Genomic DNA, 26,596 nt, shown 5'->3' with positions numbered 1-26,596 from the left:
CATGAAAAGCAGATTAACCGAAGCCATAACCGCAACAATAGATCTGGCCGAGAATAATGCTGATATAAAGGCAATTGTATCTTTTGGATCGACTAATAGAAAAAAAGTTGATGAGAACTCCGATTTGGATATTTTCATTTTCACTACTGATAGAGCTCGTTATCTTGATAAAAACCAAAACCAATGGCTTTTAGAAAGTTTCGGAAATATACTTTCCAGGGTAATTGTGGAAGAGCTGATGGATCAAATTCTGTTTAACAGAATTGTACTCGAAAATGAGTTTAGTCTAGATATTATCACGGTAGATATTAGTGAATTTCGGACGGCAAAGTATTTCTTATGGCTGAAGAAAGTCGGTTTATCAACTGTTATTCCAAAAAAGTTATTGGAAAGCGTGGATAAAAAACTATATACTTTCCATTATTATCTAAAAAGAGGATATCAAATACTCTACGATCAAGTGAATATCAAAAGTCTAATTGAAAGAATTTTTGATGCATATAAACATGAGCTTTATCAAGAACGCAATAATCTGATTAATGAAAATACTTTTGAGCGGAATTATAACCAGTTCTGGCAATCCTGTTGCAAGATGAATCTTGAGTTAGAAAGAGGACACTATTTTCAGGCATTAAATGTCCATGATCATGAAATCAAAAAATCGCTGATTCAAATGGTATACTGGCATACATTGCTGGATCCAAATAATAAAGATCTGGACGTGTTTTATAAAGGAGCGAAGATATATGATTGGTGTGATGAATCGATTATTCAACAGTTATATAGTATATTTCCTCATCAGGATTTCCCCCGTATGACTAATGCTATTGATCAGTCAATTTTGGTTTACCAACAATTATCCCATCCAATCGCTTTGTCGAAAGGCTTTAAAATCAATAGTGATTTGGAAACCCTGATAAGTAAAAGTATTAAAAAACCGCAATGTTCTGAATGTAAAATCAATTGCTCTAAACAGCATAACTTACCTGCTCTGCTCAATGCTAACTTAGAATTTTATAAAAGTGAAGCGTATAATGACATGTTCTATAACAACTATAATCAGTTTTGGCAGTACTGTTATAAAATGATGGTAAAATTGATTAGAAATGACTTTTATTATGCCATTTTTATATTGGATAACAATATCAAAAAAAGGCTAAGCGAAATGATCGATTGGCTAAATGACCTCAAGACTTATGCTGGCGAACCAATTACAAGTCAAATTGATATCGCCGCGATGATTGCAAGTGGTATTTATCCGCACAGCAGCATTAATGAAATGAAAGCCTCAATTCAGAAAACGATTTGGGCTTATAAAAGAATTTCTCACCAAGTAGCATTGAAGGCCGGTTTATCTGTCAATCCAAATTTTGAACAAGTAGTTGAGGCATTTATAAATGATAATTTAATTATACAAACATAGCATATAACTTATTATTATGAATTTAAGATTAAATAAAACTTTTTCGGTCGAGATGCTCACTCGCGTTTACAATGGTATTAAGAACATTGAAAGTGCTCCAGCGGGATATCCAGGCGAGGGAAATTTTAATTGGAATACGATTCCAATATACTCATTAGGTAATGAAGAACGTGAAAGCTTACCCCAAACGGATGAGTTATTGGACGAATTAAAAGCAATGAAGCTCAGGCTAAGACTTGTTCGTTTTATGATGCTTGAACCAGATGGTATCATCAAAGAACATAGCGATTCGTTTCTATCAGACCGGATAGTTCGGTTGCATATTCCGGTTTTTACTAACCAGAATGTTGAGTTTTTTCTTGATGATTTACGTTGTAACTGGCAACCTGGTGAATTATGGTTTGGTGATTTTTCTAAACCTCATCATGGTGTAAACAAGAGCCAGCAAACCAGGGTGCATCTGGTGATTGATGTTACAGTAACCAAGGATCTACTGAAATTGTTTCCTCTAGATTCTATTCCTTTGGCGCTGATTGCCGCTGCTAAATTAGATGACCATGTGGAAATAGATACAAAGACACTATCTCGTTTCAACTGTAATTTTTTGCTTCCCAAAGGCTTTTCTTTACCAGGGATGGGCTTTTTGGACTTGAACGAAAGTTTAAAGGGAAGTGTCAGGTTAATAGATGCAGAATTATGTGTGCTGGTGAATGACCAGCCTTTATTAAAAGCACTGGCGCTTACTGAAGACAAGATTTCACTGGTAGGGCTCCCTATGGAAGCGTATGTAGATTACGTTTTTTCTCGTGAAAATACTGTTAAATCTTTGGCGCTAAATATTGCTGGTACTTGTATTGATGTTGAACTTATCTAAATTATTAAACTAATGTATACCTCTAAATTAAACCAGGTATCCGATAAAGAGGAACTCGTATCTTTTATGAAAAGATTTAGTTTTGCTACAATTGTTTCAACGATTGATCAGATTCCACAGGCTACACATTTGCCATTTACAATTACTTACGAAAATGAGGTCGTTACATTGCATGCACATTTTGCAAAGGCTAATCAACAAGCGAAAAATATTGAGGGACAAACTGTACTAGTTATTTTCAGTGAGCCACATGCTTATATTTCCCCGAAACATTATGATAAGACGGAAAGTGTTCCGACATGGAATTACTATGCTGTGCATGCTTATGGAAACTGTATTGTGGTGCAAGATCATTCGGATGCAATTCGGTCGCTGGAAGACATGATTTTAACTTACGAGCCCGGTTATAGACCGCAATGGGATTCGTTATCTGATAGCTTTAAAGACAAGATGTTAAATGGGATTGTACCGTTTACTATAACGGTAACAGAGCTGCAGGCCAGTCAAAAAATGAGTCAGAACAAGACGATTGATGAACAGAAACGGATCATCAACACGCTGAGCAAAAGTGAAAACAGTCAGGATAGAATCACTGCGGAATACATGACTTCAAATTTGAAGAAGAAAAGTTAGTTCCTTAAGTACATCTGTAAATTTAAATAATTATGAAACCAGAAAACTCTTATAAAATTATCCCAGCAAACCTGATGCAATTAGCTACTAAAAGAAATGCAAAAGCCAATTTAGACCCGTTGCTATATGGATATCAAATATTGCTGGAGAAGTTTAATATTTCCAGATCTGGGGTTATACATTTGGGAGGACATATAGGAGAGGAATTACCGATGTACGCTGCTCTTGGATTTCGGAACGTAGTTATGGTTGAACCCTTGCCGGAAGAATTCAAAATAATGCAAACGAGAATTGACGATTACAATAGTACTTTTATTAGTTTATCGAGCTTTCTTGGAGAAGAAATTCGAATGAAAGCCCATGGAGTAAATTGCGCCATCTCTGATGAATCGGGCTTAGCCAAAATATACCGTACCGAAATAAGTTCACTTTCTTCTCTGACAAAACCAGTTAAAGGTCAATTTTCTGACATTTTGGATTCTTTAGCTTATGGCGAGCTGTCTGTACCCTGTAAAACTTTGGATCAACTTATTGACGAGTTACCTAATAGCTGGACGAATAAAGATTTTAGCTACCTGAGAATGAATATTCAAGGATCAGAATTAAAGGCTCTAAAAGGCGGAGAGAGGTTTCTAAAGTCAATTTTACTAATTGATCTTGAAGCAAATACGGAAATGCGATATGAGGATATTCCAACAAGATATGATTTTGACAGCTATCTCAACGAACATGGTTTCACCCCAATCCTTAGCTATTCGGCCGGGCCAGCGATAGCAAATGTTCTTTATTTAAAATCAAAGTTGATTCCTGAACATATTTTGTCGGAAACTAATGATTAAAGATATTTGCGTTCTTTAAAGAATAGTTGCCTACCAACTAGACCTTAAGCTGTCTAACGAATAAAAGTACACAAAAGGGATGGTTGCTTTAAACTAAAATAAAGAGTCTAAAGAAAATTACTCTACATGCACTTGGAAAGCAAATAGGTTTTTAGAAAGAAATTGAAACAGTCAGCCTTTAGCTAAGCAAGTTTAAAGTCAAAGCAAAAAGGTGCGTTAATGCTCTTTCAATTTTGCTTTTTGCAAATTGGCTTAAAACTGATTTGAGGCATGCTTAACCAATATTTCAATAAAGTTAGTTCATCACATTCACAATATGCCCAATTTTGTAAAAATTGCTCTAAGTTGATTAAACAGAGTTACTTTTAAACTCTCAGGTTTTTGTCATTGAATGAATATATTGCTGCAATGGAAAGGAATATAGAGCTTAATTTTTCAAGCACTTTAAAACCTTAAAAATGATATGGCTAATATAGGTGGTGCCCCGTAAAATTTAAACCGCAAAAAAGAGGATAGCCTCTATACTATCGAGAATGGAAAAATTCAACCTGATGGAAAGCCCTCAGAACTTACGGAAAGTGATATTTTTTTTGTCAATTAGTCGCTGATGCCATGTTTACTAACTCTCATTTTCTAGTATTCTTAACCGTACCAATTCCTGATACGAACAAAACGGACCTTAAGCATCAAGGAATATAAATTTATTTAAACATACAAGATGAAACTATCCTTTTATAAAATCATAGGAATACTTTGCCTCCTGTGTTACCTGGGAACAAAAGCAATGTCAATGACGGGAGCCTGTTATAATTATTTATTAGCGGTTGCCATGACATCAATTTTTCTCGATGCAGTAAAAGGCAAGTCAAGAGAACAACCAAAGTTTTGATTATTCACTAACTCTCATCTTTCGTGTTTTTAACCAGGCCTATGCCCGACACAAAGAATATCAATCCGATTATTCCATATACCAACAGGCCTCTTGTATTTTGGGCGTGGTTCACAAATCCGTAGCCAGCGTAAATTAATCCGATTACACCTAATATGGTTAAAATAGTTCCAAAGATTCGTTTTACATTCATGATCTAATTTTTAGTATCATATAGACAAAAGAAAAGTTTTTTTGTTTTGCGAATGACATTTTTTAGCTTCAGCTTTTGCATTAATTTTTTCATAACTTCATCGAAAAAACAATTATGCAAATCACTCTCTACATCCTCGCTTTTTTCGGACTCGTTATCCTTTTAAGTTCTTTTGTTACCGTAAAACAAGGAACAATAGCCGTAGTAACCGTTTTTGGTAAGTATCAACGCTTACTACGCCCGGGCTTAAGTTTAAAAATACCTTTAATTGAGCAAATCTATTCTCGAATTTCCATTCAGAACCGCTCGGTAGAATTATCGTTTCAGGCGGTAACCCAAGATCAGGCGAACGTCTATTTTAAGGCGATGTTGCTTTATTCGGTTATCAATCAGGATGAGGAAACCATTAAGAACGTTGCTTTTAAATTTGTTGATTCAACCAATTTGATGCAGGCTTTAATCAGAACCATCGAGGGTTCTATTCGTGCGTACGTGGCTACACAAAAGCAAGCCAACGTTTTGGCACAGCGCAAGGAAATCGTGCTTCATGTTAAGGAACAAATCGATCAGGTTCTGGATGGATGGGGTTATCACTTGCAAGATCTTCAACTCAACGACATTACTTTCGATGAAGAGATTATGCGCTCAATGAGTCGCGTGGTGGCTTCGAACAACTTAAAGGCGGCAGCTGAAAATGAGGGGCAAGCGCTATTGATTACGAAAACAAAAGGTGCCGAGGCTGACGGCAATGCAATTAAAATTGCAGCAACGGCCGAACGTGAGGCAGCACAGTTGCGTGGACAGGGAATTGCGCTTTTCAGGGAAGAAGTGGCAAAAGGGATGACGAATGCCGCACACGAAATGCAACAGGCCAACCTGGATACGTCGGTAATTCTTTTCACGATGTGGACCGAAGCGATTAAACAGTTCGCAGAATACAGCGAGGGCAATGTAATCTTTTTGGATGGCAGCACCGAAGGCATGAACAAAACCATGAAGGAAATGATGGCCATGCAATTGAGTCAGAAGAATGCTGCAAAAGCTTAGGAAGAATTCCGTCGGAGACGTTTTTGCAGGTAAATCGATTAACATCTGCCCTTCGACTGAGCCTGTATTGAGCGTAGTCGAAATGCTCAGGGTGACAATGTTTTTTAGTTTTATCCTTAACTAAATGACATTGCCACGGAGGCGGGGAAGCCACGGAACAGGAACATAAAATGATTTTCCTGCCCATCCGACAGGCGGGCGTGTATTGCTGTGTTTCCGTGGCTGATCCTTTTAAATACGCCCCCAGCACCGTGCTAAACAATTGCCACGGAAGATGGGAAGCCACGGAACATAAAATAATTCCGTGTATTTCTGTGTTTCCGTGGCCAATCCTTTTCAATACGCCCCAGCATCGTGCTAACAATTGCCACGGAGGCTGGAAAGCCACGGGACAGAAAATAAATTGATTTCTGTGTTTCCTAAAATGATTTCCGTGTATTTCCGTGTTTCCGCGGGTATTTCTTAAACTAGATTAAGTTTTTTGAAGGCTCTGTTGCCGACCTTTACATCGTAATCAAAAAACAAAAAAATGGAAAGCAGAATTAACATCCAGAAAGCAGAACCAGCGGCGTATCAAGCCATGTACGGTTTAGAAAAATATTTGTCAACCAGTAAAGTTGATGCAATCCTTTTAGAGCTGATTAAAATGCGGGCGTCGCAAATTAACGGTTGCGCCTTTTGCCTAAACATGCATGCTACCGATGCCCTTAAGATGGGCGAAACGGAGCAACGTTTATACCTGTTAAATGCTTGGCGAGAAACGACCTTGTTCACGGAAAAAGAAAAAGCAATTTTGGCCTTAACCGAAGAGGTAACCTTAATTTCGAATCATGTAGCCGACGCCACTTACAATCAAGCTGCAAGCTTTTTTAACGAGCAAGAACTATCGCAAATTATTATGGCAATTGTAACTATTAATGCTTGGAACCGACTTGCAATTACAGCAAAAGTAATGGTGGGATAGTAGTTTGACGACAAAAGGCACTAAGAACACCGAATTGTAAGTAAAACTTAGTGCCTTTAACTAATCACCCTCATTAATCTTTTTCAATCCCTCGTAAACCAGTCTGGCAATTTCCTTGGCGCCTTCGGGTTGAAAGTGGGTGTTGTCTTTTTGTCCTTTCGGATAAGCTACAAATTTGCCAGAATCTAAATTCATAAAGTAATTTTTTGCGGAGAACTCCCTACCTTTCGAGGTAAAGAAATTGGCCGAAAGTTCGTTCAAATCAATCATCTTCACTTTGAGCTCAGCCGCAACATCTTTTACCGCTTGTGGATAATCGGTATGTGCATTTAGAAGCTTGCCCTCTTTCCACGGGCTATTCCTTGCCACGGGCGTAAGCAAAATCGGGATCGCACCCTTGGCTTTTGTCTCTTTAACATACATCCTCAAAAAATCCTTATATCCGGGAATATCTACATACCGTTCAGGTTTGTTTTTGGCGGCATCGTTATGCCCAAACTGAATTAAAACCAGATCATTTTTCTTTAGTGAATCTAAAACCTCTTTCCAGCGGCCCTCTTCAAAGAACGTTCTTGTACTTCTGCCACCTTTTGCCTTATCAATTACCAAAGCGCTGTCGCTCCGAATGAGTTTGTTAAGGTTTTTGAGGCTATCTTTTTGTAGAAATTGTTGAAAAACCTGCCCCCAACCCGTAATTGGATATTTCTTCTGCATATAATCCGGTTCTAACGAATAATCTGCAACGGTTGAATCACCAATTAAATACACCTTAACGGGTTTCGGCTTAATGATAAACGACATCGTTAGCGTCAAAATGATGAATGAGGCGAACAAAAATCTATAGTTTTTCATGATGTTATGTTTTAATAGCTTTATTATTTTAGCGGTTCAACCCTAAACCAATCGAATGCGGCAATTCCAGAATCGTTGGTTTGCGAATCCCTTACCGCAAACACACCCATTTTGGCGCCAATCCATTGGCCTGCCGTAGCTTGAAACTCTCCGTCAACATTAATAAACGTACTTCCATCTTCACTATAGCTAAACTGGCATTTCGCCCCGTTCGAAACTTTAACCCTCAACTGCAGAGTAGCAGATTTAAGTTGCGTAACTTCTTTTTCGTTTTCAGTTCTTCCCTTATCGGCACCTTCGCAAACGCCGTAAACCAAAAACAGGCCATCTTTTTTACTTTTGATGCTCATTTTTGCGTAGCTGCGCCCCATTACCACCAGTCCAGCTTGCTCATTTTCGAGCTTAGGATTTGGCTTGAAGGTCACTTTTGTAGTAGCCATAAATTCATCGGCCGGAAATTTCTGCATCAACAAGTTAGGAACATCCCAAAGGTTTTTAGCCTCATCGGGAATTTTGCCCGTATAAAGCTTTAACGTTCCTGAGTTTTCATCTGTAAATAACCAATTCGCCTGTGGGTTTGCCTGCCATTGCCATTGTAACCCTAAATTAGTGGAGCTGAATTCATCACTTTCTACAGGTGTTTCTATGGGATAAACTTTACCTACGTTGGGTTTCTTATAGGCAATAACAGGTTCTCCAACGCCATCCCCATCTTTATCCGATCCGATAACGGGCCAGTTATTTATCCATTTCATAGGCTGTAAATGCACTACTCTGCCGTAAGCATCTTTATCTTGAAAGTGCAAAAACCAATCTTCGCCAGTTTGTGTATTTACCCAGGCGCCCTGATGCGGTCCATTAACGGTCGATTTCCCTTGGTCCATCACCACTTTTCTTTCGTAGGGGCCATAAATGTTCTTACTCCTCAACACCGTTTGCCAACCTGTGGCAACGCCACCCGCCGGGGCGAACAGATAGTAATAACCATTTTGCTTATAAAATTTAGGCCCTTCAATGGTGGGATCGAGTTCGTGTCCGTCGTACACAATTCTGCCCGTTCCAATGGCTTTTGAACCATCGGCCGACAAAGGCATCACCGCTAAAACACTTTTTATTCCGGCACGACTACCGGCAAAGGCATAGGCCAGATACGCCTTTCCGTCTTCATCCCACAGGGGGCAAGGATCAATCAATCCTTTACCTGCAACAACCAATTTTGGGGCCGACCACTCTGCCGTTACCGTCTTGGCCTTAGTGAGGTAAATTCCGAAATCGGGATCTGGGTAATAGATGTAAAACTCGCCGTTCCGATAGCGGATTGATGGCGCCCAAACGCCGTTGCCGTGCTGAGTTTTTGCAAAATGATCGAATGGTGGCTGGCGTTTCAGCGCATAACTGATGAGCCTCCAGTTTACCAGGTCTTTCGAATGGAGAATGGGTAAGCCCGGAATGGCATCAAAACTGGATGCAACCATATAAAAATCGTCGCCCACACGGATGGCATCGGGATCTGAATAATCGGCATTGATTACCGGGTTTTTATAGGTTCCATTACCCTGATCGGCCACCCAAACCTTTGATATGTAGTTTGGATGTTGAGCAAGGGCGCTTAGGCACAGTATCGAAATAAATATGGTAGTGAATGTATATTTCATTATGGTATTTGGTTAGTTTTCCAGCAATCGTCATTGCGGCTTTGTCATTCTGAGCGCAGCGAAGAATCTGTCCCCTACCAGCACTTAGCTAGCGTTTATCCACACACAACCACTCTTTAGGCTTGTGCTTTTTTCGCGTTGGCATTCCATCGCTTGCAGATTGCTTCGTTCCTACCATTGACGTTTCCCGAGAACTTCCTAAAATCGTCATTTCGACCGAAGTGCTCCATAGGAGCTCCTTCGGAGGAGAAATCTTTGAACCTTGGAAAAAGATTTCTCGGCTGCGCTCGAAATGACGACCTTTCTAGGAGTTCTCATCAAAAAGCATCACACTCATATTGATTCCATCGAATAATTTACCCCTCAGAATGACAAACCCAAGTTTAACCCTTTTTTTATTTTCTGGCAAGCCAATATTGTGCAATCGTTCCCGACATCGTTTGCGATCTTTATTGTGTTATTTTCTTCGTTCGGGCCGTTTTTAATGTTTAAACTTGTTCATCATATATTTTAACTCTCGGCTACGCTGCAAGATTTGATGCTTCTGCGTGGCCGGTTTTAATTTAAGTCTAACCAAATTTTATGAAGTCCATTATCTTATTTCTCTTAGTTGCGTTTTCATTTACTACAAAGGCAACAGAAAATAAACCCGATTTTATCGTGGCTGCAGACGGAAGCGGAAACTTTAAAACCGTACAGGAGGCCATAAATGCAGTGCCCGACTTTAGGAACAAAACGACTATTATTTTCATTAAAAAAGGAATTTACAAGGAAAAACTCGTTTTGGCTGCCTCGAAGAAGAACGTCAAACTGATCGGCGAAAGCTTAAAGGAAACTGTTTTAACTTATGATGATTATGCGCAAAAGAAGAACATTTTTGGCGAAGAAAAGGGAACCTCAGGATCATCGAGCTTCTATATTTACGGCGAGGGTTTCAGCGCAGAAAACATCACTTTCCAAAATTCGTCGGGCCCAGTTGGGCAAGCGGTTGCTCTTTGGGCAGGCGGCGACAAATCGACTTTTATCAACTGTCGGTTTTTAGGTTTTCAGGATACACTTTATACCTACGGCGGAAACAATCGTCAGTATTATAAGAACTGCTATATCGAGGGCACGGTCGATTTTATCTTCGGTTCAGCTACAGCATGGTTTGAAACTTGCACAATCTTCTGCAAAAAACAAGGCTACATTACAGCAGCATCAACAGCCGATACCACCAAATTTGGCTACGTTTTTAACAACTGCAAAATAATAGGCGATGCCCCAGCAAATAGCTTTTATCTCGGTCGCCCGTGGCGGCCATACGCCAAAGTCGTTTTTTTAAATTGCGATTTGCCCGAGCTCATTCGTCCCGAAGGCTGGAATAATTGGGGAAAGGAAAGTAATGAGCAAACGGCCTATTATGCCGAATACAAAAGCAAGGGAAAAGGCGCCAATGTTAAAAATAGGGTAAAATGGGCGCATCAACTTAGCGATGAAGAATATAAAAGTTATATTTTGGAAAACGTTTTCCGTGGTTGGAATCCAGAGGCCACGAAATAGCCTTATGATATTGATTACCAGAAGATAAACATGTGTTAAACATAGCTTTTGCCGCAGCTTCTCCGGCAACGTTTGCATAGATTTCTCTTCGCTTTTAGCGCTAAACAACGTACACTTGTTATTACGTTAACCAAGTATAATTAAACAGCACAATTAATGAAACATATTTCTGCTTGTTCTTGCCACTCTAAAATTGCCCTTGCATGTATTTTCTTATTCTCTGCAGCTTCGGCTATGGCGCAACAAAAAGTTAATTTGCCGATAATTCAGCAGGTTAACTTCAAAAAAGACACTACAAGTATTGCCAGCTTTGGTGCAAAAGGCGATGGCGTGACGCTAAACACCCAAAGCATCAACAAAACCATTGCTAGCGTAAGCCAAAAGGGCGGCGGTGTGGTTTTAATCCCATCGGGTTTATGGTTAACAGGTCCTATCGAGCTAAAAAGCAATGTAAATCTCCACCTAAAACGCGATGCCATTGTTCAATTTACGGATGATTTTAATCAATATAAGTTGGTAGAGGGAAACTGGGAAGGACAACCCGCATGGCGTAACCAAAGCCCAATATCAGGTGTTAACCTCGAAAACATTGCCATTACAGGTAGCGGAATAATCGATGGAAACGGCGGCGCCTGGCGCATGGTGAAAAAAGATAAACTCACCGAAACGCAGTGGAAAAAGTTAATATCTTCTGGCGGCGTGGTTAGTGAGGATGGTAAAATGTGGTATCCATCAGAAAAAACGGTAAAAGGATCTAAAACCAAAAATGCAGGCGTAATTGTGGCAGGAAAAACTGCGGCAGATTATGAAGATATCAAAGATTTCCTCCGCCCAAATTTATTGGTGCTCACTAATTGCAAAAAAATTCTTTTAGAGGGTGTTACCTTTCAAAATTCGCCCGCGTGGAATTTACATCCTTTGCTTTGTGAGGATTTAACGCTGAGGAACCTACAGGTAAAAAACCCTTGGTTTGCGCAAAACGGCGATGGTGTTGATGTTGAATCGTGCAAAAACGTACTAATTGAAGGCAGCACTTTCGATGTTGGCGACGATGGCATCTGCATTAAATCGGGTAGAGATGAAGCTGGTCGCAAGCGTGGCGTTCCAACGGAAAATGTCATTATCAGAAACAACGTAGTTTACCACGCACATGGTGGTTTTGTTATCGGTAGTGAAATGAGTGGCGGCGCAAAAAACATTTGGGTGTACGATTGCTCTTTTATTGGTACCGACATTGGTTTGCGTTTCAAAACTACTCGGGGCCGTGGTGGAGTGGTCGAGAATATCTTTGTAGACAATATCAACATGATCGATATTCCGGGTGAAGCCATCCTCTTCGATATGTATTACGCAGCCGTTGATCCGGTTCCATTGGCGGGCGAAAAACGTGAGGCCATAAAAACGGTTACCGTTCCGGTTACAGCAGCTACGCCGCAGTTTAAAAATTTCTACATCAAAAATGTGGTGGCCAATGGTGCCGAAAAAGCGATTTTCTTTCGGGGTTTACCCGAAATGAACATCAAGGATATTCACCTCGAAAATGTAACCATCCAATCAAAAAAGGGAATCGAAATTATCGAGGCCTCGGGTATTTTTCTTAAAAATGTGAATGTCATTACCAACGATACCAACCCGGTTGTGCACGTGCAGAATGGTACGAATATTAACATTAACGGACTTCAATATAAAAACGGAGCTGAGCTTTTATTTGATATCACGGGCGAAAAAACCAAGGGGGTAAACGTAACGGGCACGGATGTTTCTAAAGCGAAAAAAGCATCGGCCATTAGCCAGGAAGTAAATAAAACAGCATTGCAGATTTCAAAATAATAAGCATGAAGAAAATCATTCTATATACAACAACGGCATTACTGGGGCTTTTAGCATCGGTGCAAATCGGCTTTGCCCAAAAGAAACTTTCGGAGCAGTTGACCTTAACGGCAATGGAAAAATTATTTCAGGACACTACGATTTTGAAAGGCGCCAAGGGGCCAAAATGGAGCTACGATATGGGCGTGGTGCTGGAAGGTGCGGCTGCGGTTTGGCGCAACACTGGCGACGGAAAATATTTCAAGTACATTCAATCGTCGATGGATGCTTATCTGGATAAAGAGGGAAACATTGCGACCTACAAACCCGATGATTTTAACATCGACAACATCAAAAACGGTCGGTCACTTTTGCTTCTATACAAGGTAACAGGCCAACAGAAGTACTTACTGGCGGCAAATAAACTGTATGATCAGTTGCAAAAACAGCCTCGCACAAAAGAAGGTGGCTTTTGGCACAAAAAGATTTATCCAAACCAGATGTGGCTGGATGGATTGTACATGGGCGAGCCTTTTTACGCCGAATATGCCAATTTGATGAAAAAAGATGCGGCCTTTGATGATATCGCAAAGCAATTTATCTTAATGGAAAAAAGCGCTCGAGATGCCAAAACGGGTTTGCTTTACCACGGCTACGACGAAAGTAAAATGGAGAAATGGGCGGATAAAACCACTGGTCGCTCGCCAAATTTTTGGGCAAGGGCAATGGGCTGGTACATCATGGCCTTAGTTGATGTGTTGGATAATTTTGCGGAAAATCATCCGCAGCGAAAGGAGTTATTAGCCATTTTAAATCGCACTGCAACAGCAACGGTTAAATATCAGGATAAGAAATCGGGCGTTTGGTTCGATATTATGGACATGCCGACGCGAAAAGGTAATTATTTGGAAAGCTCGGCATCGAGCATGTTTGTTTACGGCCTGGCAAAAGGCGTTCGTAAAGGGTGGTTGCCACAATCGTTTATGGCAGCGGCCAACAAAGGTTATGCTGGCTTGAAAAAAGAATTTGTTGAGCAAGCCGGCGATGAACGCATCAACTTGACCAAAACGGTGTCGGTTTCGGGCCTCGGCGGCAAACCGCGTTACCGTGATGGAAGCTTCGAATACTACATTAGTGAAAAAGTGATTACCAACGACCCGAAAGGCATGGGCGCATTTATTTGTGCGGCTGCCGAAATGGAAGTTGCCGCCTTGCCAAAACCGGGAAAAGGTTTAACGGTTACGGTCGATAATTTTTTCAATAATGAATTCATGACGGGGCCGACGGGCGATAAGATTCCTTTTCATTATCTGTGGCAGGAAGATGACAACAACGGCTTTTCGTTATTTGGCAAAATATTTAACGATGCTGGCGTAAAAACGACCACGCTCAAAACAGCGCCAACCACTTCAAACTTAAAAGGCACCAACATTTATATTATCGTTGATCCGGATACGGAAAAAGAAACGGCCAATCCTAACTTCATGAATGCTGAACACGCTAAACAGGTAAGCGAATGGGTAAAAAGCGGTGGCGTTTTAGTGTTGTTGCTTAACGATGTTGGCAATTGCGAAATCTCGAAATTTAATGCATTGCCCGAAACTTTTGGTATTCATTTTAATGAAGATAGCCGCAACAAAGTGCAAGGCGCAAACTTTGAGCAAGGTGCTGTAAATATTCCTGCCGGAAACTCAATCTTTAAAACAGCGAAAAAAGTTTATATTAAGGAGATTTCGACAATTGTAGCTAAAAGCCCCGCGGTTTCGGCCTTAACAGACAAGGGCGATGTGATTATTGCAACGGCAAAATATGGAAAAGGCACAGTGTTCGCGGTTGGCGATCCATGGTTTTACAACGAATATATCGACGGTAGAAAGCTGCCGGCAGATTTAGAGAACTTTAAGGCCACAAATGATTTAGTAAACTGGCTGATTAAGCAGGTGCCGAGATAAAAAACCGTTGGTTGAAACCAACGGCAATGAGAAATAAAAAGGAGGGCCTGTCCCGATACTTCGGGAAAGAATCTGCAAGCGATGGAAAACCAAACCCTAAAAAACCGATGAATTAGGGTTCGCCAGATTGTGTTCTGCACTGCTGCTAGGTTATTTCCGTCATTGCGAGGCCGGGCTTGTGTGAGCCGAAGCAATCTGCTCTACCAAAAAAGATTGCTTCGTGCCTCGCAATGACGACCGCCTTAAAAACGTCACTGATATTGACTTTCAATAGAAAATTAAAACTCAGCATGACAACAAGGAGGGATTGATCGATTTCAAACCCATTGCCGTTGACTTCAGTCAACGGTTAAAGGAAACTAAAAAATGATGAAAATTAAAATAGTGTTAACCATTTTCTGCAGCATCTTGCTCAGCTCTTGCTATGCGCAAATGCCAACGGATGCTGTTGCCGAAAAAATGTTGGTTTATCAGCTTGCTAATGGCGGCTGGCCAAAGCAGCTCGAAGATAAAAGCGTGGTAAACTATGGCGCTGCATTAACGCCTGAACTGTTGGCCAAAATAAAGGAAACTACAGTTAAACATGCCACCTTCGACAATAAAGCTACGAGCAGAGAGGTAGTTTATTTGGTTAAAGCGTATAAGAAAACACAGAACAAAGCTTATTTAAAAGCGGCAGAAAAGGGCTTAGATTATATTTTAGAGGCGCAATATGCAAATGGCGGTTGGCCACAATATTATCCTGACAAGGCGCTTTATCGCTCGGAGATTACCTATAACGACGATGCGATGATTAACGTGTTGAACATTTTAAACGACATTGCCCTGCAAAAAAACGATTTTGAAGTAGTAAATTCCGATTACATTCCAAAAGCACAAAAAGCAGTCGCCAAAGGCATCGATTGCATTTTGAAAACGCAGGTAAAACAAAATGGCGAGTTAACCATTTGGGCGGCGCAATACGATAAAGATTCGTTGTTACCCGCAAAGGCGAGGGCATTCGAACCTGCATCGTTAGCTACAAGCGAATCGGCTAGCCTTGTTCGTTTTTTAATGGGCATTAAAAACCCTTCTGATGCGGTTCGAAATTCGATTGCTGGGGCTATGAAATGGTTCAATACACATAAAATAGCGGGGTATCGCTTCGATCGCGAAAAAGGTAAAACGGCGGCATTAATTGCCGATGATACCAGTATGGCTTGGGCTCGTTTCTACGATTTAGAGAAGAACACACCCATTTTTGGCGACCGGGATAATACCATTAAATCGAAATTGGAAGATTTAAGCCCCGAAAGACGGAATGGCTATGCCTGGTACGGTAACTGGGGGCAAAAATTAATTGAAAAGGAATACCCAAAGTGGCTTGCCGCTAACGGAAAATAAAAAATTTAGCAATGATTTTAAACAAGGAAAACTTAAAAAACATTAACGGCGAAAAGGTGATAAAACCAACCGCCGAAATGCTGGAATTACCAGAAAAGGTAATCCAATTTGGAACGGGCGTTTTACTACGTGGCTTACCCGATTACTTTATCGATAAGGCGAATCATCAAGGTATTTTCAACGGACGAATAGTAGTAGTAAAATCGACTTCAAAATCGGGTGTTGATGATTTTGCCAATCAAGATAACTTGTATACCTTATGCGTAAAAGGCATTGAAGATGGTGAAGAGGTTGAAGAAAACATGATCAATTCTTCAATTAGTCGTGTGCTTTCTGCGTCGCAAGAGTGGCCAGAGATTTTGAAGGTTGCACACCAGCCAGAAATGAAAGTGGTTATTTCGAACACTACCGAAGTTGGGATTGTAAAAAGTGAGGATAAAATTACTGATAACCCGCCGCAATCCTATCCGGGTAAGTTGCTGGCCTTTTTACACGAAAGATATAAAGCATTTAATGGCGCTGAAGATAGCGGAATGGTTATCGTTCCAACGGAATTAATTAGCGATAACGCCGATAAATTAAAAGAGATTTTATTAGATCTGGCGATTCAAAATAAATTAGGCTGGGATTTCGAGAATTGGTTAAAAACAGCCAATTATTTCTGCAAAACCTTGGTTGATCGGATTGTGCCGGGGAAACTTCCAGAAGCCGATCAAAAAGCAATTGAAAGTGAACTGGGCTATCAAGATGAATTGATGATTATGGCCGAGCCTTTCAGGCTTTGGGCCATTGAGTCATCGAGCGAAAAAGTGAAGGAAATCTTATCTTTTGCACAGGCCGACAAAGGTGTTTTTATTGTTCCATCGATCGATAAATTTAAGGAGCTTAAACTTCGCTTACTAAACGGCACGCACACCATTAGTTGCGGGCTGGCCATTTTAGCGGGCTTTAGAACGGTTAAAGAGGCTATGGCAAATGAACTTTTTGCCAACCACGTTTTAAAGTTGATGGAAAACGAAATTGCGCCAGTGGTAGTTAATGAGAACATTACTTACGATGAGGCCCTAGCCTTTGCAAAAAGTGTAATTGATCGTTTTAGCAATCGCTCTTTAGATCATCAATGGCAGGCCATCACCTTAAACTTCACCTCAAAATTGCAGATGCGCAATATGCCGTTAATTAGACGGTATTACGCGTTAAAGAACGAAGTGCCGCAACTTACCGCCCTGGGCGTGGCCGCGTACATCGTATTTATGAATGTAAGCAAAGAAGGCGAAAACTATATTGCCCATGCAAACGGCAAGGCTTTCCCCACACAGGATGAATTTGCCGAAACGTTATACAATTACTGGAAAGACCCCGAAACGGTGGTAGATAATACCTTGGGCGATAGGCGCCTTTGGGATAAAAACCTAAACAACTACCCCGGTTTTAACGCCGCCGTAAAATCTTACGTAGATTTACTACAAAATAAAGGTGCAAACGAAACTTTACTTAACTTGCACTCAGAAAGAACAATTTAAAATGGTAACTAGAATATTAAAAATCCATCCGAATGACAACGTGCTTGTTGCCTTACAAGATTTGGCAAAGGGCGAAACGATTATTCACGATGGGCACGAGTATGTTTTACAGGATAACATTCAAGCCAAGCATAAGTTTTTTATGCAGGATATGAATGCTGGCGATCATATTATCATGTATGGCGTATTGGTGGGCAAGGCACAGCATTTTATCCCCAAAGGGGGCTTAATGGATACCGAAAATACCAAACATGCGTCAGATCCTTTCGAATTTAGACCGTACCATTACGAGTGGCATGCGCCCGATGTTTCAAAATTTGAAGGCCGAACCTTCAATGGTTATATCCGCAGCGATGGCCGTGTTGGTACCGCAAATTATTGGCTGTTTATCCCAACCGTTTTTTGCGAAAATCGCAATTTGGATGTGATTCGCGAGGCTTTACACAACGAATTGGGCTATGCCGTAACCGATAAGTATAAAACATATGCTCACCATCTGGTAGAGGCTTATAAAAACGGCGAAAACCTCGAGGGTGCTGATACAAGCGCTATCGGGCAGGCAAACCCGGCCGCAAACCGCATCTTCAAAAATGTAGATGGCATTAAGTTTTTAAACCATCAGGGTGGTTGCGGCGGCACCCGTGGCGATGCAGCTACATTAAGCAAACTTCTGGCGGCTTATGCCGATCACCCGAACGTTGCTGGTGTAACCGTATTAAGTTTAGGTTGCCAAAATTTGCAGGTTCAGGATTTCATGGACGATCTAAAGAAACGCAGCCCTAATTTTGATAAGCCGCTATTCGTTTTCGAGCAACAACAATCGCAAAGCGAAGAACAATTGGTTAAAGAAGCCATTCGGAAAACCTTTATTGGTTTAACCGAGATCAACAAAATTGAGCGTCAGCCGGCGCCATTGAGCAAACTGGTTGTAGGCGTAAAATGTGGCGGTAGCGATGGCTTTAGCGGCATTAGCGCAAACCCTGCGGTGGGTTACACTTCCGATTTGTTGGTAGCGCTTGGCGGAACGGTTCTTTTGGCCGAGTTCCCCGAGCTTTGCGGCGCCGAACAGCAATTAATCGATCGGACCAAAGATGAAACTGCCGCCCGAAAGTTTATCGAGCTGATGACCACATATAATGCGCAGGCCGAAAGTGTAGGTTCTGGCTTTTTCATGAATCCATCGCCCGGAAACATTAAGGATGGCTTAATTACCGACGCCATAAAAAGTACCGGTGCGGCCAAAAAAGGAGGAACATCGCCCGTTGAAGATGTTTTAGATTATACCGAACCCGCAATAAAACCGGGGTTAAACTTAGTTTGTACGCCCGGAAACGATGTGGAGGCTACAACAGGTAAAGCAGCGTCGGGCGCAACCTTGATTTTGTTCACCACGGGCTTGGGTACACCAACAGGAAACCCGGTTTGCCCGACCATTAAAGTTTCTACCAACAACGCCTTAACCAAACGCATGGGCGATATCATCGATATCAACTGTGGACCGGTTATCGAGGGAGAAAAAACCATCGAACAAATGGGTGAGGACATTTTGGAATATTGCATTAAAGCGGCAAGCGGCGAGGTGATTCCGAAGGCAGTACTTTTAAATCAAGATGATTTTATTCCTTGGAAACGAGGAGTGAGTTTGTAGGAAAAGTCCGAAAGTCGGGAGTCTGGGGACCGAGGTTTAAATGCCAAAATCATCGTTCCATTAAACCGTCATTGCGAAGCCGGGCTTGTGCGAGCTGAAGCAATCTCAGCTTGCGAAATGACATTGTCTCGTACCAGTATGACTGTAAGGGATTGTCATCCGATAGCTATCGAATTTGACGGAGTGAGTACCGCGAAGCAGCTACTAGTACAACGTCATTTCGATCTTGAGCTTTTCCGGCTCAAGGAGAAATCTGTTACCTATACACTGCTGGTCTTAAGTTTTGTGTTAATAGGCAAGAGATATCTCAACCGATGGAGAATCGGTTTTCGACATGACGGATAATTGAAAGATAATGCGTTTGTCAGTATTGCCTTCAAATAAAAAGAAGAATGAACGCTGTGGACTGTGGTTCACGGCATAAAAAATCAACATTAAAAGATAAGCCATTGATATTCTCATATCTAATGTCTCAAATCTCATATCTCAAAAGAAATGAAATCATTTTTAGACGAAAACTTCCTTTTGCAAAGTAAAACGGCCGAAAAACTATACCATGATTTTGCAAAAACGTTACCCATTATCGATTACCATAATCACTTAATTCCTGAGCAAATTGCAAACAATACGCAGTTTGAAAACATGAGTCAGGTGTGGTTGGCGGGCGACCACTATAAATGGCGGGCGATGCGTGCCAATGGCGTCGACGAGAAATACATTACCGGGTCGGGTACTGATTTTGAAAAGTTTGAAAAGTGGGCAGAAACTGTTCCGTTTACCTTGCGGAATCCACTATACCACTGGACCCATTTAGAGCTGCAAAGATATTTCGGTGTAACCGACTTACTTACTGGCAGAACTGCCCAAAAAATTTACGATGACTGTTCGGCAAAGTTGCAAACGCCTGAATATTCGGTTCGTGGTTTATTAGCTAAAATGAACGTAGAGGCCGTTTGTACCACTGATGATCCGTTAGATAGCTTAAACTTCCACCAGCAATTGGCAAACGAAGGCATCGCCTTAAAAATGTTGCCCGCTTTCCGTCCCGATAAAGCAATGAACAGCGATGACGTGGCCGGATTGAACGAATACATTGATAAATTGGAAAGCGTTGTAAATAAATCGATAGGCAGTTTTCAAGATTATATCGACGCAATGAAAGGCCGCCACGATTACTTTGCCGAAAACGGATGTTCAGTTTCCGATCATGGTTTAGAACAAATTTACGCTGAAGATTATACCGAGCAGGAAATCAGCTCTATTTTTGATAAGATTCGCAGCAAGCAAAGTATTTCTTACGAGGAAAACCTCAAGTTTAAATCGGCAATGCTGATCTATTTTGCAGAATGGGATCACGAAAAAGGTTGGGTTCAACAATACCATTTAGGTGCCTTGCGCAACAACAACGCCCGCATGTTAAGGCAGCTCGGCCCTGATACGGGTTGGGATTCAATCGGCGATTTTAGTCAGGCACGAATGCTTTCTAAATTCTTAAACCGATTAGACAATCAAGATAAGCTGGCTAAAACGATTATTTACAACCTGAATCCGGCTGATAACGAATTAATTGCAACCATGATTGGCAACTTTAACGATGGCTCGGTTGCAGGTAAAGTCCAATTCGGTTCGGCCTGGTGGTTCTTGGATCAAAAAGACGGCATGATCAAACAATTGAACGCACTATCAAACATGGGGCTTTTAAGTCGTTTGGTGGGTATGTTAACTGATTCACGCAGTTTCTTGTCATTTCCTCGCCACGAGTATTTCCGCAGAATAGTTTGTAATCTGTTTGGAGAGGACATTGAGAATGGCGAACTGCCCGACGATTTGGAATGGGTGGGAAAAATAGTGCAGGACATTTCGTATTTTAACGCGAAAAATTATTTTACGTTTTAGTTTTTGGACAATGGAGCACGGATTTTTGCCATGGAAACACAGAGGTCACGGAAGTTTTTAACATGCGTAGCTGTTGTTGCAATCTAAGTTTTATTTTTTTTTCATTGAGCCAATCTTTAAGTGGTATTTATTCTTTGTCGTCTTTCCTGCGCAGGCAGGAATCCTAAAGCGAGAGCATTAGCATTAAGATTCCCAATTTAATTGGGAAGGACGACCGTTCATGGTCGGGGGCAAATAATTTGCAAACAAAGAGCAAAGGATAAAAGAATTTACAAAAGAGGATTAAAAACGATAGTGAAACTATAAAGTGCCGTGTTTATTACACAAAGCGAACCAATATAAAAAATGAGTAACCAAATAGCATCCTTGGCAAAAGAAGGAGAAAAAGTTTTAAGTTTTGGAGAAATCCTTTTGCGCATTTGCCCGGATATGGATGGGCAATGGCTAAAAGAAAATAAATTGCCCTTTTACGTTGGCGGTGCCGAACTGAATGTGGCCACAGCTTTGGCGCTTTGGGATGTACCATCGGCGTATTTATCGGCAATGCCCGATAATTCTGTCACCCAGGAAATTGTGGGTTATCTCAACGAGCGCAATATCGATACTAAACCCATGGTTTTTCATGGCGATCGGCTTGGCTTATATTATCTTCCGAAGGGGAAAGACCTTAAAAATGCCGGGGTAATTTACGATCGGGCAAACTCTGCCTATGCCGATTTAAAAGTGGGTCAAATTGACTGGGACAATGTTTTCGAAGGCGTAACCTGGTTTCATTTTAGCGCCATTTGCCCTGCAATTAGCCAATCTATTGCCGATGTTTGCCTCGAGGCCCTGAAAGCTGCACAGGCCAGAAACATCACTATTTCGTTAGATTTAAATTATCGATCGAAACTTTGGAAATACGGCAAGGAACCGATTGATATTTTACCTGAGCTAGCCAAATACTGCACCTTAATTATGGGCAACGTTTGGGCGGCGAATAAAATGATGGGCACTGCGCTTCACAAAGATTTGCTGGCCACAGCGGGTTATGCAAAAGAAACGTTACTGCAACAAGCAACCGATACTTCAAAAGAAATATTAAGTTTGTTTCCAGCGTGTAAGGCTGTGGCCAACACCTTTCGTTTCGATTATGGAAAAGGGATCAGGTATTATACCACAATGTATACCGAAGATAAACTAACCGTATCTTCAGAATATGTATCCGAAGAGATTTTAGATAAGGTAGGCAGTGGCGATTGTTTTATGGCGGGCTTGATTTACGGTTTTTATAACCATTTATCGGTTGCCGAAACCCTAAATTTTGCAACCGCAGCCGCTTACGATAAATTGTACATTCCGAGTGATGCGACCACCAGCACGGTTGAAGATATAAAAAAGCGAATGATTAAATGATGATAAGTAAGGCTTGTCACCCCAAGCGGAGTCGAGGGGTTGCTAGTTGGGTTTCGACTCCGCTCAGCCTGACATAAAAAGAAGAAGTGAATAAAACGATATGTGAATTAGTCATCCGATGAATAATAACATGGTCGCTATATTCATCGGATGACTAAATAACCAAAAACTGAACATTACAAATGATAAGTAACAAGCACAAAATTTTAGATGCCATTTTGGAGCAAGGCATGCTGCCACTTTTCTATCAAGATAGCGAAGAGGGCAGTGTAGAGATATTACGCACCTTGTACAAAGCGGGCATTCGTGTTTTCGAATACACAAACCGTGGTAAATCGGCGCTATCCAACTTTAAAAAGCTGAAAGAAGTTCGCGATGCAGAAATGCCCGATCTTTATTTGGGTATCGGAACGATCAAAACGCCCGCCGATGCCAATGCTTTTATCGAAGCTGGAACCGACTTCATTGTAGCACCAATCGTTAATCCGGCCGTAGCCGAAATTGCCAACAAAATTGGCATGCTTTGGGTTCCGGGTTGTATGACGCCTACCGAAATCAGCGTCGCACAGGAACATAAAGCCATGTTGATCAAAATCTTCCCTGCGAACATCCTTGGCCCTGAATTTCTCTCATCAATTAAGGATTTATTCGCCGGACAGTTATTTATGCCAACGGGCGGTGTCGAAATTGATGCCGACAACCTAAAAACGTGGTTTAAAGCTGGCGTTTGCGCCGTAGGGATGGGCAGCAAGCTCATTAGTAAAGAGGTAATGAGCAAAGGCCTTTACGATGACCTTTTCGAAAACACTAAAATAGCGCTCAATTTGATTCAACAAAACAAATAATACTAACACAACCTAACCAAATGAACCAACCAAAGATCGGCAATTACAGATGGACCATATGTTTACTCTTGTTTCTGGCCACAACCATAAATTATTTAGATAGACAGGTACTTTCGTTAACGTGGACAGATTTCATTAAGCCCGAATTTCACTGGGATAACAACGATTATGGAAATATAACCGCTTTGTTTTCCATTTTCTATGCCGTCTCAATGCTTTTTGCTGGCCGGTTAGTAGATAGATTAGACACTAAAAAAGGGTTTTTATGGGCCATTGGCATTTGGTCTGTAGGGGCATGTTTGCACGCCTTTTGTGGTATTGCAACCGCTGGAATCATTAATGGCAACTGGTTTGTAGGTTTCGAAGGCGCGAAAGAAATAATTGGCCGAATTAGCGATACCGGAATGGTAGTATCGGTAAGTGTTACCTTATTTATTTTTGCCCGTCTTGTGTTGGCAGTGGGCGAAGCAGGTAATTTCCCCGCTGCAATTAAAGCTACAGCAGAGTATTTTCCTAAAAAAGACAGGGCCTTCGCCACCAGTATCTTTAACGCCGGTGCTACCGTTGGTGCACTTGCTGCCCCCATTACAATCCCTTTCATTGCTCAAGCGTACGGCTGGGAAATGTCGTTTATTATTATCGGTGCTTTAGGCTTCGTTTGGATGGGCCTTTGGATCTTCGTTTACAATAAGCCCGAGCTACACAAAAGAGTGAGTGCAACAGAATTGGCTTACATTCAACAAGATCTTATCAACGATCGTAAACTGGCCGATTACGTTGAAGAAACCAAAGAGAAAGTATCGTTTATAGATTGTTTTAAGTATAAGCAAACCTGGGCCTTTGCCTTTGGTAAGTTTATGACAGATGGTGTTTGGTGGTTCTTTTTATTCTGGACACCTGCCTACTTAAGCTCGGTGTATGGAATGGACTCGACCGAAAGCGCTTTCCCATTATTTGTGCTGTACATGATCACCCTGCTATCTATAATTGGCGGCTGGTTACCAACCTATTTTGTTGATAAAAAGGGAATGAACCCCTATGAAGGCAGGATGAGAGCCATGTTGATTTTTGCATTCTTCCCGCTTTTAGCCTTAGCAGCACAACCGTTGGGGCATATTACTTATTGGATTCCCGTAATTATTATTGGTATCGCCGGAGCTGCACACCAGGCATGGTCGGCAAACATTTTTTCAACCGTTGGCGATATGTTCCCTAAAAAGGCCATTGCTACCATAACCGGTATTGGCGGTTTGGCCGGAGGTATTGGCGCTACAATAATTAATAAAGGTTCAGGACTCTTGTTTGATTATAGTAAGAATACCGAATTGGATTTTATGGGTTTCCACGGAATTGAAGCGGGTTATTTCATCATCTTTTCTATTTGTGCAGTTTGCTATTTAATCGGGTGGATTGTAATGAAAACCCTGGTACCAAAATACAAAGTGATCGAACTTAGGTAAAGAAGTACGTCATTGCGAGGCACGAAGCAATCTCAATCAATAAGTCAAGAGATTGCTTCGTTCCTCGCAATGACGAAACAAAGCTAAAATCTATACTTAAACGATAGATTAACAATATTATAAACCCTAACATCCAAACCAAATTGAGTACAACGCTAAACCTCGAAAGTATTTTCGTTGAAGAAAGCCAGATTCCAGATGAATTTAGGCTTAAGGAAGAGATCAATCAGAAGGAATTTCTTTCAAATGGAGAAATGAAAACATGGAGTGGACCTTTTAATGAGGTTTTTTCTCCGGTATGTGTTAAAACTCCCGAAGGCTATAAACGAAAACGCATTGGCAGTTTTCCGGTTTGTACCGAAAAGGAATCGACCGAAGCCCTTGATGCTGCCGTAGCCGCATACGATAACGGGCGTGGCCAGTGGCCGACCATGAGCGTAGCTGATCGCATTGCCTGCGTAGAAAATTTTACGCATAAAATGATTGAGCAAAAGGAAATTGTTGCCAAGTTGATTATGTGGGAAATCGGTAAATCGTATGCCGATTCGGTTAAAGAATTCGACCGTACGGTTGAATATATCTATGCAACTATTGATGCTTTAAAAGACATCGACAGGCAATCGTCGCGTTTTGAGATCGAGCAAGGAATTGTGGCGCAGGTTCGTCGTTCGCCGCTTGGTGTAGTGCTTTGTATGGGGCCTTTCAACTATCCCTTAAACGAAACTTTTACTACACTGATTCCGGCATTGATTATGGGCAATACGCTTTTATTCAAACCACCTAAGCACGGCACGTTATTACATTATCCTTTACTTGAGGCGTTTCGCTCGAGCTTTCCGAAGGGCGTGGTAAACACCATTTACGGTCGTGGGAATACGATTGTTCCGGGTTTGATGAAATCCGGAAAAATTAACGTGTTAACGTTGATCGGATCGAGTAAAGTAGCCAATGAACTTAAAAAACTGCACCCGAAAGTAAACCGCTTGAGAGCTATTTTGGGTTTAGACGCAAAAAATGCAGCTATTATTACCAAAGATGCTGATTTAGACCTCGCCGTTTCGGAAACGGTTTTGGGTTCGCTTTCTTTCAATGGGCAACGTTGTACGGCCATCAAAATCGTGTATGTGCACCGCAGTTTGGCGCAAGAGTTTTTAAAGCGATTATCGGCCGAGGTAGAAAAATTGAAGTTTGGTATGCCTTGGGAAAAAGGAGTTAACCTTACTCCATTGCCGGAGTTAAATAAACCCGAATATTTAAAAGAATGTATTGATGATGCCGTTTCTCACGGTGCAAAGGTGGTGAACAAAAACGGTGGACAAACCTTTGAAACTTTTGTTTATCCGGCCATTGTTTACCCGGTAAACAGCAACATGAAGCTGTACCGCGAAGAGCAATTTGGCCCAATTGTGCCGGTTGTGCCGTTCGATGATCTCGAAGAGCCTATTGAGTATTTAATCGGTTCGCCACACGGGCAGCAGGTGAGTATTTTTAGCAATAATGCGGCTGTTATTTCTTCATTGATCGATCCTTTGGTTAATCAGGTAAGTCGGGTAAACATCAACTGCCAATGTCAGCGTGGGCCAGATGCTTTCCCTTTCACGGGCCGTAAAGATAGCGCCGAAGGGACACTTTCGGTTGTTGATGCCTTGCGTTCGTTCTCGATCCGCTCTTTGGTTGCCACCAAGTTTACGGATGACAACAAAAAGCTACTGAACGAAATTGTTAAAGGCGATGACTCGAATTTTTTAAGTACGAAGTATATTTTTTAATGAGA

20 protein-coding genes are annotated in these 26,596 nt (G+C 41.3%); 17 read left to right on the top strand and 3 right to left on the bottom strand.

All coding sequences use genetic code 11. The features are described from left to right. Position 1: 1 nt before the first annotated feature. The 4 genes from IZT61_RS14280 to IZT61_RS14265 are packed head-to-tail and all read left to right on the top strand — an operon-like array spanning position 2 to position 3,769. Positions 2 to 1,423 (top strand): aminoglycoside 6-adenylyltransferase, encoded by a 1,422-nt coding sequence (locus IZT61_RS14280; RefSeq protein WP_196097611.1) that lies wholly within the window; start codon positions 2 to 4, stop codon positions 1,421 to 1,423. A 16-nt stretch (positions 1,424 to 1,439) separates the two neighbouring features. Further along, a complete protein-coding gene (locus IZT61_RS14275) occupies positions 1,440 to 2,297 on the top strand; it encodes an aspartyl/asparaginyl beta-hydroxylase domain-containing protein (RefSeq protein ID WP_196097609.1) in 858 nt (285 codons plus the stop codon). Positions 2,298 to 2,309: 12 nt separating this feature from the next. Then, on the top strand, positions 2,310 to 2,930 hold the full coding sequence (locus tag IZT61_RS14270) for an FMN-binding negative transcriptional regulator (protein ID WP_196097607.1): 621 nt from the start codon (positions 2,310 to 2,312) through the stop codon (positions 2,928 to 2,930). 32 nt (positions 2,931 to 2,962) lie between these two features. After that, positions 2,963 to 3,769 (top strand): FkbM family methyltransferase, encoded by an 807-nt coding sequence (locus IZT61_RS14265; RefSeq protein ID WP_196097605.1) that lies wholly within the window; start codon positions 2,963 to 2,965, stop codon positions 3,767 to 3,769. 896 nt (positions 3,770 to 4,665) lie between these two features. On the opposite strand, the gene IZT61_RS14260 is transcribed toward IZT61_RS14265, so the two are convergent. Further along, entirely contained in the window at positions 4,666 to 4,851 is a 186-nt protein-coding gene (locus IZT61_RS14260) for a hypothetical protein (RefSeq protein ID WP_196097603.1), read from the bottom strand. Between the two features lie 114 nt (positions 4,852 to 4,965). Here IZT61_RS14260 and IZT61_RS14255 point away from each other — a divergent pair, with 114 nt between their 5' ends. Together IZT61_RS14255 and IZT61_RS14250 are read left to right on the top strand one after the other, a co-directional pair. Further along, a complete protein-coding gene (locus tag IZT61_RS14255) occupies positions 4,966 to 5,898 on the top strand; it encodes an SPFH domain-containing protein (protein ID WP_196097601.1) in 933 nt (310 codons plus the stop codon). Positions 5,899 to 6,427: 529 nt separating this feature from the next. Then, a complete protein-coding gene (locus tag IZT61_RS14250; RefSeq protein ID WP_196097599.1) occupies positions 6,428 to 6,862 on the top strand; it encodes a carboxymuconolactone decarboxylase family protein in 435 nt (144 codons plus the stop codon). Between the two features lie 60 nt (positions 6,863 to 6,922). Here IZT61_RS14250 and IZT61_RS14245 read toward each other — a convergent pair whose 3' ends face one another. Beyond that, entirely contained in the window at positions 6,923 to 7,714 is a 792-nt protein-coding gene (locus IZT61_RS14245) for a rhamnogalacturonan acetylesterase (protein WP_196097597.1), read from the bottom strand. A 23-nt stretch (positions 7,715 to 7,737) separates the two neighbouring features. Further along, positions 7,738 to 9,369, bottom strand: a complete 1,632-nt coding sequence (locus IZT61_RS14240) for a glycoside hydrolase family 43 protein (protein WP_196097596.1) — start codon at positions 9,367 to 9,369, stop codon at positions 7,738 to 7,740. 582 nt (positions 9,370 to 9,951) lie between these two features. Here IZT61_RS14240 and IZT61_RS14235 point away from each other — a divergent pair. The 11 genes from IZT61_RS14235 (at position 9,952) to IZT61_RS14185 (ending at position 26,591) form a co-directional block, all read left to right on the top strand. Then, positions 9,952 to 10,911 carry a pectinesterase family protein gene (locus IZT61_RS14235; protein WP_196097594.1) on the top strand — a complete coding sequence of 320 codons (960 nt, stop codon included), beginning with the start codon at positions 9,952 to 9,954 and terminating at the stop codon, positions 10,909 to 10,911. Positions 10,912 to 11,067: 156 nt separating this feature from the next. Further along, positions 11,068 to 12,741: a glycoside hydrolase family 28 protein gene (locus IZT61_RS14230; protein WP_196097593.1), complete on the top strand. Its 1,674-nt coding sequence runs from the start codon at positions 11,068 to 11,070 to the stop codon at positions 12,739 to 12,741. A 5-nt stretch (positions 12,742 to 12,746) separates the two neighbouring features. Continuing rightward, positions 12,747 to 14,672 (top strand): glycoside hydrolase family 88/105 protein, encoded by a 1,926-nt coding sequence (locus IZT61_RS14225; protein WP_196097591.1) that lies wholly within the window; start codon positions 12,747 to 12,749, stop codon positions 14,670 to 14,672. Between the two features lie 366 nt (positions 14,673 to 15,038). Beyond that, positions 15,039 to 16,055, top strand: coding sequence for a pectate lyase (gene pelA / locus IZT61_RS14220; RefSeq protein ID WP_196097589.1), 1,017 nt, complete (start codon positions 15,039 to 15,041; stop codon positions 16,053 to 16,055). 11 nt (positions 16,056 to 16,066) lie between these two features. Further along, positions 16,067 to 17,578: a tagaturonate reductase gene (locus IZT61_RS14215; protein WP_196097587.1), complete on the top strand. Its 1,512-nt coding sequence runs from the start codon at positions 16,067 to 16,069 to the stop codon at positions 17,576 to 17,578. Position 17,579: 1 nt separating this feature from the next. Beyond that, positions 17,580 to 19,226, top strand: a complete 1,647-nt coding sequence (locus tag IZT61_RS14210) for a UxaA family hydrolase (protein ID WP_196097585.1) — start codon at positions 17,580 to 17,582, stop codon at positions 19,224 to 19,226. A gap of 495 nt (positions 19,227 to 19,721) precedes the next feature. Beyond that, entirely contained in the window at positions 19,722 to 21,122 is a 1,401-nt protein-coding gene (gene uxaC, locus IZT61_RS14205; protein WP_196097583.1) for a glucuronate isomerase, read from the top strand. 345 nt (positions 21,123 to 21,467) lie between these two features. After that, positions 21,468 to 22,517: a sugar kinase gene (locus tag IZT61_RS14200; RefSeq protein ID WP_196097581.1), complete on the top strand. Its 1,050-nt coding sequence runs from the start codon at positions 21,468 to 21,470 to the stop codon at positions 22,515 to 22,517. Between the two features lie 182 nt (positions 22,518 to 22,699). Continuing rightward, positions 22,700 to 23,362: a bifunctional 4-hydroxy-2-oxoglutarate aldolase/2-dehydro-3-deoxy-phosphogluconate aldolase gene (locus IZT61_RS14195; RefSeq protein WP_196097579.1), complete on the top strand. Its 663-nt coding sequence runs from the start codon at positions 22,700 to 22,702 to the stop codon at positions 23,360 to 23,362. 20 nt (positions 23,363 to 23,382) lie between these two features. After that, positions 23,383 to 24,822: an MFS transporter gene (locus tag IZT61_RS14190; protein ID WP_196097577.1), complete on the top strand. Its 1,440-nt coding sequence runs from the start codon at positions 23,383 to 23,385 to the stop codon at positions 24,820 to 24,822. A 143-nt stretch (positions 24,823 to 24,965) separates the two neighbouring features. Continuing rightward, positions 24,966 to 26,591, top strand: coding sequence for an NADP-dependent glyceraldehyde-3-phosphate dehydrogenase (locus tag IZT61_RS14185; protein WP_196097575.1), 1,626 nt, complete (start codon positions 24,966 to 24,968; stop codon positions 26,589 to 26,591). Positions 26,592 to 26,596 lie beyond the last annotated feature (5 nt).

Origin of the sequence: Pedobacter endophyticus (genome assembly GCF_015679185.1) — a bacterium.
GTDB lineage: Bacteria > Bacteroidota > Bacteroidia > Sphingobacteriales > Sphingobacteriaceae > Pedobacter > Pedobacter endophyticus.
This window is presented reverse-complemented; position numbering and strand designations above follow the sequence as displayed.

Excerpts from the sequence above, each read along its gene's own strand:
- IZT61_RS14280 (WP_196097611.1), top strand. The coding sequence starts at position 2 with ATGAAAAGCAGATTAACCGAAGCCATAACCGCAACAATAGATCTGGCC.
- IZT61_RS14275 (WP_196097609.1), top strand. The coding sequence starts at position 1,440 with ATGAATTTAAGATTAAATAAAACTTTTTCGGTCGAGATGCTCACTCGC.
- IZT61_RS14270 (WP_196097607.1), top strand. The coding sequence starts at position 2,310 with ATGTATACCTCTAAATTAAACCAGGTATCCGATAAAGAGGAACTCGTA.
- IZT61_RS14265 (WP_196097605.1), top strand. The coding sequence starts at position 2,963 with ATGAAACCAGAAAACTCTTATAAAATTATCCCAGCAAACCTGATGCAA.
- IZT61_RS14260 (WP_196097603.1), bottom strand. The coding sequence starts at position 4,851 with ATGAATGTAAAACGAATCTTTGGAACTATTTTAACCATATTAGGTGTA.
- IZT61_RS14255 (WP_196097601.1), top strand. The coding sequence starts at position 4,966 with ATGCAAATCACTCTCTACATCCTCGCTTTTTTCGGACTCGTTATCCTT.
- IZT61_RS14250 (WP_196097599.1), top strand. The coding sequence starts at position 6,428 with ATGGAAAGCAGAATTAACATCCAGAAAGCAGAACCAGCGGCGTATCAA.
- IZT61_RS14245 (WP_196097597.1), bottom strand. The coding sequence starts at position 7,714 with ATGAAAAACTATAGATTTTTGTTCGCCTCATTCATCATTTTGACGCTA.
- IZT61_RS14240 (WP_196097596.1), bottom strand. The coding sequence starts at position 9,369 with ATGAAATATACATTCACTACCATATTTATTTCGATACTGTGCCTAAGC.
- IZT61_RS14235 (WP_196097594.1), top strand. The coding sequence starts at position 9,952 with ATGAAGTCCATTATCTTATTTCTCTTAGTTGCGTTTTCATTTACTACA.
- IZT61_RS14230 (WP_196097593.1), top strand. The coding sequence starts at position 11,068 with ATGAAACATATTTCTGCTTGTTCTTGCCACTCTAAAATTGCCCTTGCA.
- IZT61_RS14225 (WP_196097591.1), top strand. The coding sequence starts at position 12,747 with ATGAAGAAAATCATTCTATATACAACAACGGCATTACTGGGGCTTTTA.
- pelA (WP_196097589.1), top strand. The coding sequence starts at position 15,039 with ATGATGAAAATTAAAATAGTGTTAACCATTTTCTGCAGCATCTTGCTC.
- IZT61_RS14215 (WP_196097587.1), top strand. The coding sequence starts at position 16,067 with ATGATTTTAAACAAGGAAAACTTAAAAAACATTAACGGCGAAAAGGTG.
- IZT61_RS14210 (WP_196097585.1), top strand. The coding sequence starts at position 17,580 with ATGGTAACTAGAATATTAAAAATCCATCCGAATGACAACGTGCTTGTT.
- uxaC (WP_196097583.1), top strand. The coding sequence starts at position 19,722 with ATGAAATCATTTTTAGACGAAAACTTCCTTTTGCAAAGTAAAACGGCC.
- IZT61_RS14200 (WP_196097581.1), top strand. The coding sequence starts at position 21,468 with ATGAGTAACCAAATAGCATCCTTGGCAAAAGAAGGAGAAAAAGTTTTA.
- IZT61_RS14195 (WP_196097579.1), top strand. The coding sequence starts at position 22,700 with ATGATAAGTAACAAGCACAAAATTTTAGATGCCATTTTGGAGCAAGGC.
- IZT61_RS14190 (WP_196097577.1), top strand. The coding sequence starts at position 23,383 with ATGAACCAACCAAAGATCGGCAATTACAGATGGACCATATGTTTACTC.